This window comes from Halorhabdus utahensis DSM 12940, from assembly GCF_000023945.1.
GTDB classification, from domain to species: Archaea; Halobacteriota; Halobacteria; order Halobacteriales; family Haloarculaceae; genus Halorhabdus; species Halorhabdus utahensis.
Map to the genome: position 1 here is coordinate 1915460 of NC_013158.1, position 16162 is coordinate 1931621.

The 16162-nt window shown below is 56.5% G+C and carries 12 protein-coding genes; 7 read left to right on the plus strand and 5 right to left on the minus strand.

What is annotated here, in order from left to right:
* Nucleotides 1–32: 32 nt before the first annotated feature.
* A complete protein-coding gene (locus HUTA_RS15900) occupies nt 33–290 on the plus strand; it encodes a Fic family protein (RefSeq protein ID WP_242401921.1) in 258 nt (85 codons plus the stop codon).
* A gap of 375 nt (nt 291–665) precedes the next feature.
* Here HUTA_RS15900 and HUTA_RS09310 read toward each other — a convergent pair whose 3' ends face one another.
* Nucleotides 666–1070: an HVO_A0114 family putative DNA-binding protein gene (locus HUTA_RS09310; protein ID WP_008524527.1), complete on the minus strand. Its 405-nt coding sequence runs from the start codon at nt 1068–1070 to the stop codon at nt 666–668.
* Nucleotides 1071–1538: 468 nt separating this feature from the next.
* Nucleotides 1539–2141, minus strand: coding sequence for a hypothetical protein (locus tag HUTA_RS15130; protein ID WP_015789646.1), 603 nt, complete (start codon nt 2139–2141; stop codon nt 1539–1541).
* Nucleotides 2142–2515: 374 nt separating this feature from the next.
* On the opposite strand from HUTA_RS15130, the gene HUTA_RS09320 reads away from it, so the two are divergent.
* From HUTA_RS09320 to HUTA_RS09340, 5 genes are all read left to right on the plus strand, one after another.
* Nucleotides 2516–3031: a hypothetical protein gene (locus tag HUTA_RS09320; protein WP_015789647.1), complete on the plus strand. Its 516-nt coding sequence runs from the start codon at nt 2516–2518 to the stop codon at nt 3029–3031.
* A 476-nt stretch (nt 3032–3507) separates the two neighbouring features.
* Nucleotides 3508–4275: a DUF1819 family protein gene (locus HUTA_RS09325; RefSeq protein WP_218915335.1), complete on the plus strand. Its 768-nt coding sequence runs from the start codon at nt 3508–3510 to the stop codon at nt 4273–4275.
* Entirely contained in the window at nt 4272–7982 is a 3711-nt protein-coding gene (locus tag HUTA_RS09330; RefSeq protein ID WP_015789649.1) for a hypothetical protein, read from the plus strand. Before HUTA_RS09325 ends, HUTA_RS09330 begins: the two co-directional genes overlap by 4 nt.
* Entirely contained in the window at nt 7979–8560 is a 582-nt protein-coding gene (locus tag HUTA_RS09335; protein WP_015789650.1) for a BREX protein BrxB domain-containing protein, read from the plus strand. The genes HUTA_RS09330 and HUTA_RS09335 overlap by 4 nt, the downstream gene beginning before the upstream one ends.
* The gene (locus tag HUTA_RS09340; RefSeq protein WP_015789651.1) at nt 8557–12399 is read left to right on the plus strand and encodes a hypothetical protein; all 3843 of its coding nucleotides are present in this window, start codon (nt 8557–8559) and stop codon (nt 12397–12399) included. The genes HUTA_RS09335 and HUTA_RS09340 overlap by 4 nt, the downstream gene beginning before the upstream one ends.
* Nucleotides 12400–12459: 60 nt before the next feature.
* On the opposite strand, the gene HUTA_RS15305 is transcribed toward HUTA_RS09340, so the two are convergent.
* Nucleotides 12460–12939 carry a hypothetical protein gene (locus tag HUTA_RS15305; RefSeq protein WP_015789652.1) on the minus strand — a complete coding sequence of 160 codons (480 nt, stop codon included), beginning with the start codon at nt 12937–12939 and terminating at the stop codon, nt 12460–12462.
* Entirely contained in the window at nt 12932–13816 is an 885-nt protein-coding gene (locus tag HUTA_RS09350; protein WP_143920355.1) for a UPF0175 family protein, read from the minus strand. Before HUTA_RS09350 ends, HUTA_RS15305 begins: the two co-directional genes overlap by 8 nt.
* Nucleotides 13817–14040: 224 nt before the next feature.
* Between HUTA_RS09350 and HUTA_RS09355 the strand changes: the two genes are divergently transcribed.
* The gene (locus HUTA_RS09355) at nt 14041–14418 is read left to right on the plus strand and encodes a hypothetical protein (RefSeq protein WP_015789654.1); all 378 of its coding nucleotides are present in this window, start codon (nt 14041–14043) and stop codon (nt 14416–14418) included.
* 69 nt (nt 14419–14487) lie between these two features.
* Here the strand turns inward: HUTA_RS09355 and HUTA_RS09360 are convergent, their stop codons facing one another.
* Complete coding sequence (locus HUTA_RS09360) at nt 14488–16083, minus strand: ATP-dependent nuclease (protein WP_049941287.1); 1596 nt, start codon at nt 16081–16083, stop codon at nt 14488–14490.
* Between the last annotated feature and the right edge of the window lie 79 nt (nt 16084–16162).

Below are 16162 nucleotides of genomic sequence, written 5' to 3' on the forward strand. Positions count from 1 at the left end.
AGGAGCCACCCAAAGGACCTTTCCCCGTGGACGTGTCAGTCGAAATATTTATTTTCCGAGCTGCTGCACTGCTTCGTCGTCTAATCTCGGCGCATTTCTTCGAGGACGGAAACAAGCGTACAGCGTGGACAGTGACACGTCTTTCCCTGAATCAACACGGGACGGGCCCAGCTGTCCAGGAGTCCGAACGTGTCGCTACAATTCTTCGGCATATCCAACGCTTCGAAACCGAAGAACTCGCTGAGTGGCTTTCCAATGGCGAAATCGATGACGGGAAACTAAATCCTTAATGACAAAGGGTAATGTTAATACTCCGGGTAAAATAGCACAATGAGACTGAAAGAATCACCAGACGATGACTCACGGGATCTCCGAGCCCGGGTTCGTCGCATTATCGACAAGGATCAGGGCCTCTCCGACGAACTTGCCGAATAGGCTTCAGTCGGTTCTTCTTCGTTTACGAGTGTTGAATGGGGTCACTCGGAGAACAGTCTTGAGCATCATCTATGCGTATGTCGGCACGAACGGCCGTGGGATGGTGAATCAGGAGCTACTAACGAATATCGAGTTTTCGGCAAACAGTTCAAGCTGAGTAGGTGGCCTGTGACTTGCGGCTGTTAACTGGAACGAGATCATGCTAGCTCTCGGTTCTGCACCGTTCCGAGTTACGCCGGCGCTATATTTGGATCAGTTGCCTCCCGAAGCGGGAGGTGAATGTCGATTTCGTCGTAGTGAACAATGGGTTGCTTCGCTCGCCCCTTGTCCACGAACTCAACGATACCATACTCTTCGAGCCGCTCTAGGTTCTCGGACACCTGCTTGATGTCCCGGTCAACCAGCCGAGCGGCCTCACGGATGCTCACCGGCTCGCCCTCTGCGATCGCCTGTAGCAGGTCGATCGCCCGCGGTGTAAAGACCTGTGCTAGCTGATCGGTCGTTTCGAAGCTAAGCCGCTGTGGGGCCTCTTCAGCCGAGACATCCTCGGCGAGCGCCTGGTCGAACGCGTTACGGGTGCGCTGTTGGACGGTACTGATCGATTCGACAGTCACGATGAGCGTGTTTCGGGTCATGAGTTGGTGATTTTGTCGCAGTGTTGTTCGGCCGCTATACAAACTGGTTCTCCATGTTGTCGTAGCCAGAGAAGTCGTAGTCTTCGTCGAGTCCTTTTGGTGTGTGTCGTTCGTGGACACCGTGGCAGTGATCGTAACGTACGTCACGCCATCTCTGGTGCCGTAGTGGAGAGTTACTTGGTCCCATCCGGAAGCTTCTCACACTCTGGCACAGACAGCGCAGGGACACGGAAGACGCTTCTAATTACCAGATTACTGACTTTGGTGAGCGATTTCTGGATGGGGACGTTGAAACAGAGGAACTAGAGATTCAAGACAGCTAATCGATCACCGCGTACTGTGTGTTTAACTGGAGTGAAACAATATTGAGACGGAGGGGTGAAACTGTAGCCACACAGTACTTAATAGGATTGCACTGGAGTAATATTTTGGCTCGTCAAGAGATCCCCCTTGCTCAACAACTCATTTTCAACCCATTCTGTCATATATAAGACGATACACTCGGCGGATAGTAGGCCATCCGAAATCGCCGTTTTCTACTAGTAATGATGTCTGGAGTGCGGTATAGAATATAATGGCGAACAACAGAAGAGCAAATGATGGCATTACTCCGGGATTGAGCGATACCTCGAAAACCCCATCAGTTATCTCCAGCTCACTCAACCCATCCAGAATATATATCACAACAAAAATCCCTCCAAAGAAGCTCGTAAATGTGGTTAATCGATTGATTTTTGCTATCAATTGATCACTAGGCATCCTGTTTCTTGATGGGTCAGTTGCCAAATCGTCTGGAACAGGCCACCGCGACCCAGGATGATTCAGCCAATATATTTTTGTCTGTTTCCCAGCCTCTGCATTCAATAACACTCCTCGGTCAACGAGAGAATTTAGTCGTTTGCGAGCGGCTTCATCACTCATATCAGTCATATCGGCCACTGCTGATTTGCTCAGAAACGGTTTGTTCGCTTGCACGAAGCACCGGAGTATTGCTTCATCTGGTACAGTTACCGAGGAGATATCACGGAGGACATCCCGTTCAATGAAATCCGGAAGTTCGGATTCAGTCATGATTCGTTCGATGTCTTAGTCCACGGCCCCCTTGAAGATCGCCATGAATTACCGGATGGCAACCAGCAATTGGTAGTCGCCAACTGGCCACTTGACGGGCTGTATATTATCCGAGAGCAGGAATGACGATCTGTGTTCCAAAAACTCAGCGATCGATCCAAATCAACCCCATCCGAGTCAGGAGAAGGGGTGAAATTCGGATCCCAGTTTAGAAAATACAGTGACCGTGAGGGGCTACTGAAAGCAAAACCGACAGGATCCACTTCTCAGCGGAGATCGGTCACTCCGGCCAGTCACCTTCAGATGTGTCTTTCAGAGTTCCTGCATAGGGCCGATCATGGGGCAAACAACCACGCCGATACCCAAACAGACACATGGAACTAATCGACATACATCGTCGGGTTAAAGCGAGTAACTACAAACCATGGCAGATATATTTTCTAGGGATCTCTGTCCTAGCTGCAGTCAGCCTCTACTTCGATATCGGATTGATTCACTCTTTCCTCCGGAATATCGAGTCCTATCTCTCACCGTTGGACTGGATGGTTATTTTGGGGATCCAAGGCGTTCTAATCGGATTTGTCGCGGAATTCTTTTACGAACAAGGAGACGGGTATGCCAAGGTCGTCAACGACTTGTTCGGGTCAAAAGACCAGACACTTCTATTCCGAGTCGGGATAATGACTGTCGTATCTGGTATCATAACGATGGTCGTTCCGACCGTGCTTAGAGCGGTAACTGAATTTCTTATTATTCAGACAACAGGGGCAGTAATCCTGCTTGGGATTGTACTAATTCACGTAGAGATCCGTGATTGGAATGCAAAGACTGAATGGCCCGCGATCGTAGCAGGGGGGCTACTTGCAATCGTACCGAGTCTTGTGATCTGATTTTGCGTCTTCTTAGAAGGAGCGATCACCCAAAATCAATATATTCCTGAGAGCCGCATAATTTTCCGCATACGGTCCATGACTGTTCTGAGCATGATAGGAGGGACGGAATTTGCTATTCACAAACGCACTTCAATATCATCGGTGTAGTCGTTGAAAATTCAGAGAGGAACCGTGGCGAATAGCCCCACTCAATATCTGTTTCAATCGGAGATCTGCTGCCTGTGTCTTAAGGCCGGAGCTGACTCTGTTGACTCCACTTAGGGTACGAAGTTCTCCAAGGACGAGTTTCTCGACTCCGTCTCGAAAAATGGGCCACTGATTTGAATTACTACGTTGATTTAGCAGGGGGGCTACTGCACCACCACATGATAAGTGCTCTCGCTTAATTTGCTACATCCATGGACAGTTATGCTTGTGATGGAGGAACTACTCTTCCTTCCCTCGATTCAGCATACTCTCGCGAGGAGGTTTCTATAGATCTCACAATGTGTGGACTTCTCGTCGAGAAGGCCGAAGAGATGGCCCGGTTGTATGCTACTCATCGAGATTGGACGACTGTTGAAGAAATTTGGTTCAACGAGAAACGGGACGGACGCAGTACGCGCGGGAGCTCACGCAAAATATATCGAGTCTTGAGTTCTCGCTTCAAAACAGCGTCTTCCGTTCTTCCGTCAATATCAACGCTTCCGTCCATTTTCGAGAAATGTGAAACCGATCGAGACAAGGCACAAGTCCTGTACTTCTATCTGATTGAGGACGACCCACTCGTTCGATATACTATTCATCGATATGCGAACCGGATAGTCCGTAATGGCGTTGCTGGCCTCGATTTCACTCAAGAATCAGTAGAACGGATTTTGACTGAGTTCCATTATGAGGATGGAGATGAGTTTGACTATGCCGAATCGACAACACGCCGATGGGGTGAGGGACTGCGGTCAGTGATGCGCAATATTGGTGTTCTTGAAACACAGCAGACCCTAGAGGGCAAGATTCCGAATATCGGTACAGCTCCATTGCTCGTCGCTTCGGGGTACTCGTGGGAAACCCACGGGGACGATTGGTTCTCTCAGCCCACGGGCTGGCTTTATCTCTTCCAGCCCGAGCAGTACTGGGACTCACTGGCTGAACGCCTCAGTGGACACCCGAGTTGGGAAGCGAGTGGTCTCCATGGCAACCTGCGTCTCCAACCCGTTGGCGACACGTACGGCTGGGCCGAACCGAGAGAGGGCAACGCATGACCGACGAGTCCTGGTTCGCCGCCGACGTCGGATCTGACTTCGAGGAGTCCGTACGGATCGACCGCGAAGAAGACGGGCGTGATCACCGGCTGGAGTCCATCACCACCTACCACGTGACCGACGAGGCTGAGGACTTCATGTCGGACTTCTTGGCGCGGTTGCTCGGTCGGTCGGAGGACATGCGGTCGGGCGCAAACTACTGGCTCTACGGCTACTACGGCAGCGGGAAGAGTCATCTCCTCAGCGTGCTTCGGGGCCTGATGGACAGCGAGTGGCTCCGCCGGCGAGAGGAAATCTGGAGCCAGCTGGCCGAAGGACGGAAGTTGTCTTCGCTGCGAGCCACGTGGGAGTCCATTCACGACGAGTACGAGGTCATCCCGATCTCGGTGAATCTCCTGAAGCACCAAGGGCAGAAGGAACTCAGCTTCAGTGAAATCGTCCTTCAGGCCGCCCACACATCGGAACCCCTCACCGGTGTCGAAGGAGGATTCTCGCCCCAGCTCGATGTGGCGTACTTCGAGGACTGGTATCGGACGACCGGCGCGTGGCCCGACCGCACGGCCCACGCCCGGGCCGCACTCCGCGACACCGTCGCCAACCCGGACAAGTACGACTGGGAGGACGTACAGCAGTACAACGCGCTGGCCGACGTGGTTCTGCCGACGCTCTTCGAGAGGGAGACTGGAACGGCCGATGGATTGACCGACCTGACTCCCTCGGATCTCGATCCCGAGGCGATGGTCAGCCGGCTCGAACAGCTGCGAAGCGACCGGGAGGACGAACTCGGGCGGCCAGTCAAACTTGTCCTGTTGCTGGACGAGGTGAGCCTGTTCATCGGAACCGACTTCGACCGCCTGACCGAACTGCAGACGCTCGCGGAGAGTGTCGACGAGGTCGGCGACGGCGACATCCAGTTGGTGGCGACCGCACAGGCCAAGATCGAGGACGTCCAGCCGCAGTTCGCGGCCCGCGGTGCCGACTTCAGCATCGTCAAGGATCGATTCCCGCACCGTTTCGGGCTGCCCAGCAGACACGTCGGGGAAATCTCGACCCAGCGGCTGCTCAAGAAGACCAAGGACGGCCGACAGGCAACGGAACGCATTCTCGAACGCACCAGCAACGAGCCAGAAACGCTGCTCGTGTATTCGGGCATCGAGCAAAACACCGAACCGCCGCTGGACGACATCGACCGCGAGCGACTCCTGGACTTCTACCCGTTCCTGCCGTATCAGCCGGCGCTCTTCCTTGAGATTCTCTCGAACCTCCGGCAGGAGGCCCGCGATCCCGCCAAGTCGATCTTCTCGGGGACGGCACGGGCCATTCTGGCCCTCGTCCACGGCCTTCTGCAAGAGTGGATGGAGGCCGGCGAGGAGACACACCTCGTTTCGCTGGTTGATTTCTACGACCTCATCGAACCGGAACTCGAAGACATCACGCCGCAGGACGTCGCGGTCATCGAGGAGATCGAGGAGCAACACCGGCAGGGCGAGCTGGAGAAGATCGACGTGGCCGTCGCGAAGGCCGTTCTGCTCCTCCAGCACGTTCCCGAGACGATTCCGATGTCCGAGCGGAATCTCGCGGTGGCCATCCTAAGTGACCTCGACGGCCCGACCCAGTTCCAGATGGAGAACCGGGTCGAAGACTCGCTCCAACGTCTCCGGAAGTTCATCCGGCCGACGCACGACGAGATGGGGCCGAAGTATGCCTTCACCCACCCGGAGGAGCGGGAGATCATCGAGGCCGCCGAACAGAACCTCGACGATCCCGACTGGGATGCCATCATCGAGTCCGTCGACAGCTACCTCTGGGACGATGTCGTTCGCGATCTCTCGCTCCCGACATCTGTCGAGTACGCCGACACTGGGGAGCAGTACCCTGTTCGCTACGAGTTCAGCGTTGACGGCATCGCGTTCGACACGACCGTCGAGGCCGACGACGCACTTGATGTCGAGGTCGCCATCGAAGGGCTGTCACCCGAGGTATCGGAGGTCGACTATGATGGCAACCCACTCGAATGGACGATCGGCGAGGACGGTCTCGACGATCTCCGCGACAACCTCATCGAGTGGTGGTCGCTCAGGGCCGCCGTCGGCGCCCACACGCTCCCGCAGTCTGTGGAGCGTGATCTCTCGGATCGGGCGACGCGCGTCCGAAGCAAGCTCGTCGAGGCACTCAAGAGCGGCTCGTTTGCCGTCAAGGATCGGACTGGCCTTCGTGGACTGGCCTCGGCGGTCGAAGAGTTCGTCGACGTTCGCTATCCCGACGACTTCCACCCCGTGATGCTGCAGATCGGTGATGAACACCTACAGGAACTCCGGGGACTCTCGGCCCAAGACCCGCTGCCCGCGTGGGCCCAACAGATCGAGGTTGCCACTGAGGATCCGGAGACCCACGGCGGTTCCATCCAGAACAACGTGCGGGCATTCACCGGCCAGCAATTGAAGCAGAGCGACGGTAGTCTCGCGATGATCAAGATTCTTGACGGAATCGTAGAGAAAGAAGAACAGCAACGCGAGAAGACCTCCGAACTCGCAGTGTATGGCGATGCCCGGCCGGCGTTGTGCGCCATCATCTGGGGGCTCTGTCGTAAGGGGGACTTCCTTCCCGTCGACGAGACGGGGGACTCGCTCGAACTCGACTCGGTCATCGATCTAAACGAGTTGACGACCACACGCCTCAAGATTGCAGGAGGGAGTGGTGTCCGCGAGGCACTCGAGGCCGGTGGCTTCATCGACTCGACGGAGACGATCCCGGACGGGATGGTCAGGCTCCAGTCCGCGAACGACACGCTGGCCAGCCGCCTCGGGAGCCTTATCGAGGACGTGGAACTGGTCGCAGAAAGCGACGTCCAGACGCAACACGTTCAGGGTCTGCTCGACTCGTTCGTCGACGCTCTCGAATACAGACAACAGGACGCTAACGACCGCCACGAAGCCGTCAAGTCCCGCGATACCGACTGGCAGCGGGTCGTCGAAGCCACCAACGATGCCCAAGAGTGGTACGACGATGCCACGGAGGTGTGGAACCTCCGCTTGCCGGCACTTGCACAACTCGACGCCCAGCTCACTCTCGCTCGACAGTCTTTCGACTGGCTGACCGACGAGTGCGAAGCTGCCAGCCGGAAACTTCGGGACAACATCGCGGAGTACGACGACGAGTGGTGGACACACGACGGATGGGACAGGTTCAACGATGCCCGCACTGTCTCGCCGTCCTTGGACGACGCCATCGAGGACACATGGCAGACGTTCCAGAACTCGACTGACGTGGATACACTCGTTCGCAAACTCGATGACCACCCGTGGATACGACCGCCGAGCGAATTCGGATCGAACGTCCGCCCTGCCTTCGAGAACGAATACATCACGCCGCTTCGCCGTGCTGTGTCATGGTACGAGGACATCTCGGAGGCCGTCGGCACCGTGACTGGCGGTACGACGGGGACTGAGGCGGATGCCTTCATTCGTGCGACGGACACGCTGGTCGACACGGAGCCACTCCGCGTGGTCACGGGCAGTGAGATCAGCGAACTGCGGGCCACGTTCGAAGAGTTGCAGACGGTCGTCGGCAACCAACGGCCGTCGGAGGTCACTGCAGTCGGCGTCCTCCCGTCGGATCGAGAGTCGCTGGACGCTGAACTCGAGCGGTTGGCGGAACGGCGTGATCTCAGTATCGAGCGGACGGAGACGGGGGTGATCGTCCGATGACAAGCAAGCGGCCGCTCCACGACTTCACGGAGCGGCTCGCCCGATTCGCGGACGGGCGTCGCGGCATTCGGAACCCGTTCGTGATCGTGCCCGTCCAGCCGAAATACGAGCGACGCGTCGCTGACCGCCTCGTCGAGTGGGCAGACGACGCGCACGATACCGAGGGGTTCCCGGCGGACGGAACCGTGCAAGTCCTCCGGCTTGACGAGTTGCTCGTAGAGACCGACGTGTTTGACCTCGCGGTCGACCTAGGTGAGGAGGCCGACCCCGCGACGATCGAAGACACGATGCAAGACCGACTCGCTGAAGAGTTGGTCGAGGTCATGGTCGAAGAAATCTCCGCTCCCGACCAGCAGCGACACGTGGTCATCCTAACTCATCTCGGCAGTCTCTATCCCTTCACGCGGGCCTCGGAGTTGCTCGACGAACTCGACCGCCGCAACGTCCAGTCGACGATCGGCATCCCGTTCCCCGGGGACATCGTCGGCGGGAAGCTGAGCTTCTTCGGCGAGGAATCGCGCAACTACTACCCGGCACACCAGATCGACGGCCGCATCGAGGAGGTGCATCTCCAATGAGCGACCACCGAATCCACGATATCTTCCAGCAGTCACCGACCCGCGAACTCGAGGAAGTCCAGAAGGTCAATGCCAGAGCGCAGGCCGAAAACGACGTGCGCGAGTTCTACGAGACCGACAGCGCACGGAGCGTCCTCACTACGCTCGGCAACCTCGTCGACAAGTACCCACAGGAGGAGCCGCGCTTCCTCTACATCTCCGCGACGTTCGGGTCGGGGAAGACCCACCTCCTGAAGCTCGCCGGATTCGCCGCCGACACCGAGTCGAAGTTCGCTGACCTCGGTGAGGAACTGGCGAGTCGGTGGCCGGGGTTCCAGTCGTTCAGACAGAGCATCGCCGACTCCCACGTCGACCGCCTGAAGCCGGTCTTCCTCAACCTCCTCAACAGAGACGCGTCACAGGAGCCGCCACTCCCCTACCTCATCTACGAGGTCATCGGCCGCGAACTCGGGTATCCGAACGATCCGAACTGGCTGCTCGAATGGGCGTGGCAGCTGGACATGAACCACGGCGACTGCTGGGAGCTACTGCAGGAGATCGAATACGACGGGCGAACGTTCGACGAGGTGTACGACGAGCGGGCCTCGCTACGAAGCTGGCTCTACGGGGCTGTTCCGACACTCGATGACACGCCGTATCGCTCCAGTAGCGAAGTAAAACAGTCGATCGATACTGCGATCGAGGAGATCGACCCGGACGAATTCGATCCGGACGAACTCGTCGACCGGGTCGAAGCGGCACAAGAGGCCCTGAGTACGCCCGAGACGGAGACGGAGCTGTTGATCGGCCTCGACGAGGTGGCACTGTTCATCGGCGACGGCCGCCACCGCTACCGGGAGTTCCAAGAAACGATGGAGGCCCTGACCAACCCCGCGACGGGGCCGAACCCACCCATCGTCGGGACGGGCCAGTATCCCTTCGATCGCATCCACGGGGAGTTCGAGGACTCAGACGTCACCGACGAACCGTGGTGGGGCAAGCAGGAGCCGCTGGAGGGGGCCGACACCGAGATCATCGTCCGCAAACGATGGCTCCAGAAGGACGGCGACGGCGAGCAGGCGGTCGACGCGGCGATTCATGAGCTTCCCGACCTCACGCTTGATACGTACGCGGACATCACGGGCGCGGATCCCGATGCAATCGAGTCGTACCCGTTCCGCGAGTACGACCTCGGACTGTTGCGCACGGTGATCCAGCAGCTGATGCCGCGCGGTCGCGTGACCGAGGAGGAGTACGTGCAGGGGCGAGCCCTGCTCATCCTCGTTCGGTCGCTGTTCACGCGGTTCGAGTGGGGCGAGAAATCCGTCGGTGCGCTCGTCACGTGGGACGAGTTGTACGACCTGCTGGTCGAGGAGACGACGTACGTCCCGCTGTGGGTGCAGGAGATGGTCGAGAACAAGCTCGTCCCGTCCGCAGGTGGAGATGAAGATGCCTTCTCGGTGCGAGTAGCGAAGGCGCTGTACCTCCTGAATCAGGTGCGCTCGGAGGTACCGTCCACGCCGGCGAACCTCGCCCGACTGATGGTGGAATCGGCCGACGCATCGCTCGAAGAAGTCCAAGACGATGTCGAGTCGGCGCTGGCCGACCTCGTTGAGGACAGAAAGGTGCTGACCGAGACGAGCGACCGAGGTGACGAGGAGTACCTGCTCGTCTCCGAGGAGCAGGAGGACATCCTGACGCGGGCGAAGACACGTGCTCAACAGATTTCGTCGCATCGCCTGTCGGCCAAGCTGGAGACGTACCTGCAGGAGGGGAGTGACCACCTCCTCTCGGCTGGCAGTCGACACGAGGTCGATCTCGACGGCGAGCGCCGGGTGCCGCTCCGGTTCGATTACTCCGTCCTCGATCCGATCGAGCGGGCTCCCACGCCGGAGTTCGATGCCATTCGCGTCCGGCTTGTTGCCGACCGCCCCGACACGGTGGCCGATCAGGTGGACGCGTGGCAGTCGACCAACGAGGGACAGGACGGGGGCGAACACGTCCTCGTAGCCGTGGAGATCTCGGAGTCCACGGTTGAGCGTCTGCGGGACGTGATGGGAATGCAGGAAGTCCTCTCGGAGGAGACGGAGACCTATCCGGACTTGGAGTCCGACCATCGCGACGATCAGCGTGCGCTCGAATCGACGGTTCGCGACCAGCTCAACGAGGCCGACATCTACGTCCGAGCCGGCGACACGAGGGGTCGTTACGGCGACGTGTTCGAGCAGGTCGTGACGAATCAGGTGCAGTCGGTGTTCGGTCGGACGAGGCACGCATTGACGAACGGGATCACCGAGGTCGACGATGCAAAGCAGATGGCGCGGTTCTTCCGCGGTGTTGATGACTGGCCGCTGTCGAGCGAAGACGCTGTCACACTCGGTGTGGACACCAACCGGGGGGAACTCGCGGACGGGTGGTGTCAGGAGTTCCTCGACGACTACGAGAACACGCAATCGCTCCGCGGTGAGGACTTGCTCGCTCAGACCGTCCAGCGCGGGGGCAAATACCGCGGGACGCCACGGGAGTCCATCGCGGCGCTGCTGATCACGCTCGCCACGGCCAACGAGATCGCTCTCCGCCGCGACGACGAGTACATCACCGAGCCCGAGGAGATCGGACGGGCGGTCAGGAACAAGACGAATCTGACCGGTCTACAGATTCGATTCGAGTCGCTGGACGGCATCGATCCCGACCAGATTCGGGAGACAGTCCGGACGCTCATGAGCGAATCACCGGAGGGTAGCGACCCGGATGCGTGGCTCTCGGAGCTGGCTGAGTGGGTCGACGAGAATAGCGTTCTCGTGAAACGCGTCCTTCGGGGCGTCAGCAGAGAGTTTGGCGAAGGTGCATCACTGGATGAGTTGGAAAACGCCCTCGAACCGGCACTCGGCGGAGAGGCACTCGAGACCGAGGACTTCGCGACCGACGAAGTCGAGCGAGAGGCCGAACGGTTCGCTCGTGCCAGAGGGCTGTTCCGTCCAGATGAGGACGATACGACGCTGTGGGCGCGGTTCAGCGAGCGCACGGCCGAGATGCAGCGGCTCCACCCCGGGGCAGACGTCACCGGCGATATGCAGAGCATCGCCGGCGGTAACGAGGTACCCGACGCTGAGCGTCTGCGGACGCTGATCGATGAGGCAGACGCCCACAGGCAGCGCGTCGTCCGAGAACAGTACGAGCGCATCACCGGTGAGACGCCAGCCGACGAGGAGTCGGAGAGTGTCGTTTCCAGCCTCGCGACGTGGTTGTTCGCTCACGACGGAAGCAGCAAGGAAATCGCCGACCGCGTCTCCGTCGAATTCGGGGGTGTGACGATCGACGACCTGTACGATCTCTTCGAGACGGCGTGGGAAGGTGACTCATTCTCGGAAGAGGAACTCGTCGATCCAGCGGTTGTCCAGCAAGCCGAGCGATACTCGAGGGCGCGGGAGCTCCTCGAATCACCCGAAGGCGAGGTCAGTCTTTGGTCGAAGCTCCAAGACGCGTCGAGGCGACTTGAAGAGGAGTATCCGAACCACCCAGTCACAAGCGACGTGGAGGAGACGCTATCTCGGTCACAGCCGCCGAGCGTGGATGAAGTGGAACGGCTTCTTGATAAGGCAGAGAGCCCATTCGAAGTCGACGAACGGCTGGCAGAGCTCGCCGACGAACTGCAGACCGAGTACCCAAATCACGAAGTTACCGCAACAGTCGTTAACGCCGTTGAAGGACCCAGCCAGCCGAGCGACGAGCGCGTGGGCGAATTGATTGAAGAGGCTGAACAGCTGCTTGAAGGTGTGGATGAGCAGTTGCGGCGGATTAGAGAAACGATGAACGAACTTGACGATGGGTCCGTTGTGGTGGTCGAGTCTCTCGATTGATATCCGTTATTCCCGGTAACTCACCTGTGGACGTCAGTCACAATGTGGTTCTCCTGGAATTCAAACTTTCTCTGCCGATCGCAGCTCGTCGGCGACTGTATCCGGTAGGTGTACGTCCCCAATATACGCTGAACAGCCATCGTTGAACGAATCCTCGTCAATACCACACAGTTCGAACGTTTGGATCAGGAATTTCGTTCCCCACATACGTTCGATATCTCTCTTTTCTGCTTCAGCAATCACTCGTCGGTCATTCGAAACGAGAATGGGATCAGTGACCGTTTCAGCGAGTCGGATGAGTGTCCAGTCTGGCTCACCGAGTTCTACTGACTTCGAGTCCAAACGGTCTGTATCCACGCTCTTCGACCTTAGCCAGTCTGGCTTGGTATATTCGTGATGTGGAGTGAACTCACCCTCCCAAATCCGTTCTGTGGTGAGTATATCGTACTCGGCACTCCAGAAGGAGAGATCGTGGAACCAGCTGCCCGACGCAAACGCCGAGAGAACAGAATTATCGAGTATGAGATGCCCGCTATTCATTCATTAGGTCCGGACCAGAATGGAGTTCCTCAACGGTGTCAGGTCCATAATTCGGACGGACATCGTTTTGTTCCAGGAGATTGACGAACTGTTCCTGAGTCATCCTGGCCAACTCAGCGCCACGGCCAACCGAAATGTCTGATTCCTTGTATACTCTCAGTGCGCCACGTCTAATGGCGAGCCTCGCTCTTTCCTCGCTACTCAGTTCCTCAATTGCAGGGTACTCAACGTTGGGGTGCAGCACCTCAGTTAGACCACTTTCGCCGTAGAGTACATCGGTGGCTAACGCGTCACGAGACAGCCGTTTCCCGTTCTGATCTCGTTTGATTTCCCTGTATAGACGGGCATAGGAGGCGATCGCCACTGATCCAAGCTGATACTTCTCCTGCTCGTTTAGTTCGAGTGGTGGAAGGGAATCCTCGCCAGTCGTATCGTCGGACTGTATTCCTGCCTGGATCACCTCCATTACGTCCTGGAGTACGTCCACGACAGCCAAGACGAGGAGAAGTGCGTTTCTATGACGAGGGTCCACTTCCAGGGCTTTCCTGGCAATCTTTGCAGCCCACTGGTTCAATAGCTGTTCAAGGAAGGTGAACAGGATCGCTGAAGCGACGGGGAACTGGACGTCGAACGCATCCAGGCTTCCGAACTCCTCGACAAAATGCTCCTTTAGAACGTCTGCACCGTCTTCGAATCGCTGTTCTGGTGGTAGTTCCAGCAATTCCTCGATAATTCCCTCAATGAACTGCTCTGGATCATCGAACGTAGCTGAGGTAGCTTGCTGTAAGCGCTGGACGAGCATCACCAGTGGCTGGGTTGGATCAACAGATCCGGGGCCCGACCCGCCACTGGAACCAGGAGCATCGTCGCCCAGCATCGATAGTGTACTCTAATCTTGGGGGACACGAATATCTATCGCACCCTTCGTCGTCTGTAGAGCTCCCACTGATGGGCAATCTTCACGAGACAGCCGTGGTTCTGGAAGAGAGGTCGGTTGACTCTCGTTTAGACGGGAATTGGACATAAGGAGTACCAAGCTTGACAAAGAAGAGCGTGTGTATCGCGAAGATGTCGTCACCGAGCGCGAACGCGTCGAGGCGAATGTTCGCTACCAGTTCGAAGAAAGATATTGCACTCATCGATAGGAGTGATGTCAAGGAAGCGCTGTCTCGGTCACAGCCGTCGACCGTGGACGAGGTAGAGCAACTCCTTGAGGAGGCCGAGGATCCATTCAAAGTCGACGAACGGTTGGCGGAAATCGCCGACGAACTGCAGGCCGAGCACTCCGGTCACGAACTGACTACGGAGGTCATCGACGTCGTCGAAGGAAGCAGTCCACCGAGTGACGAGCGCGTAGGGAAGCTGATTGAGGAGGCCGAACAGTTGCTCGCAGGCGTAGACGAGCAATTGAAGCAGATCCGAGAAACGGTGGACGATCTCGAAGATGGCTCCGTTGTGTTAGTCGAGTCTCTCGAGTGACGGAAATGCTACGGTTCACCTCGCAGAATATTAGTAGCCGGCTGTGACTGTCGTCCACTACGAAATAGCCTATACGCCGTCGAAAGCTTCCTCAACGATTGACTTTAGGTCGGAGAATTCATCATCTACCCCTATTTCGTACATTACTTGTGCAATGTCACGGGCATTTTGGACTTTCCCGTCATCGTAGTTGTAGTCCTCCAGAATATCCTCTGCCTCGTCGTAATGTCCTATATTGATGGATTCTGAAACCTCTAACACATCTTCAATCGCATCCGCGTGGAAGTAGTTCTCTATCTCCCTCCTTTCCAGAACCCATCGATCCAAGTCAATTCGGTCTGCTTCATCTACCAACAAGGCTGATTGGTCGCCCAATTCACCACCCTCAGACGTTCGATCACTATCAATGAGAATACCGGAATTTCGGTTAATATGTTTCATGTTTTCTAGTTGATGTCGAAGATTGCCTCCGCCTGCTGGCTGAACTGTAACATTGATACCATCCCAATCATCAAATTCGTGTTGACAGATAACCTCAATAACCGCAGCATCAGAGGCTCCCTCTGTGTACAGAACGTAGTCACTCTGGAGGATGTCGCTGTTTTTAGCGCCGATTGCCTCTATGGCTTCGAATCCATCATCTTTCACGTGCTTGAACTCTGCTTCCCCATCATCGTTCGACGCAACGATGAGACTACCATTCTCGTGAGTATCAATCAGAGATTGTGAGTGAGTCGTGATGATGACCTGATTTCCTTGTGACGCGATTTCTCGGAGTGCTTGATCCATTTCTCTGACCGCACTCGGATGGAGCGAATTTTCAGGTTCTTCGTAAAGCACGTAGTAGCCGTCATCAAGTTCTGAATCAGCATACGACTTCATCATCGATAGAATAAACTGATTCCCCACACCGGAGCCTCGCTCAGAGAGTGGCATCCACTCATCTACGTTGTCGTCTCGAACCTCGATTTTCGGTGAGACAGCTTTAGAAAGGTCAATATCTCCGAGTTCTATTTGAACATCATTTATGTGTGAGTGTTGATCGGAGAGTACCTCATTCAGTGAGGCTTTGATTTCCTCTAGTTCATCCTCAAGTTCGGAACGAATCTTTTGTTTCTGTTCGTTGAGATTGTCACTGCTAAACACGGGGGACATCACTCTGGTCAGCCATGACCCTTGAGTTAGGGATGTTTCGCTTTCGTGGTCGCGTTCGGCAAGGACAGTCACCGTCTCAGATAACTGTTCTTTGATATACTCACGGGAATCTGATTTGCTGAGTTCCTCTTCGTCGATCTGTATAGCGCCCGATTCAATCTCCTCGCCATTGATATACAACCCGTCCGGCGTCCGTCCACTGGAAGACGTATAGCGGGCCGTTATCGAAAGATTATCACCGTCGAGATAGTCGTCTGTCAACATTTCCTTCAGAGTGTCGGAGATCTCTTCGAATTCGCAACAAAGTATAATCGTATTGCTCTCATCGAGCATATGGAAGTCTGATTTGTCCGGCGTGTCGAACTTCAGAAGAAGGTCTATGGCCTCCAACACCGATGACTTCCCGACATCGTTCTTCCCGATTATGATGTTGTACTCTCCAAATTCGAGGGTCTGCTCTTTGATTGCTTTGTAGTTCCGAACGGAAAAAGACGAAATTCTCATCGACATACTTGCGCCGAGTGGTGTCAGGGATGTAAATCTATGTGAGAGGTCTAGTTAGTTGTCAGCCTGCTTCTCCCTCCCGCAT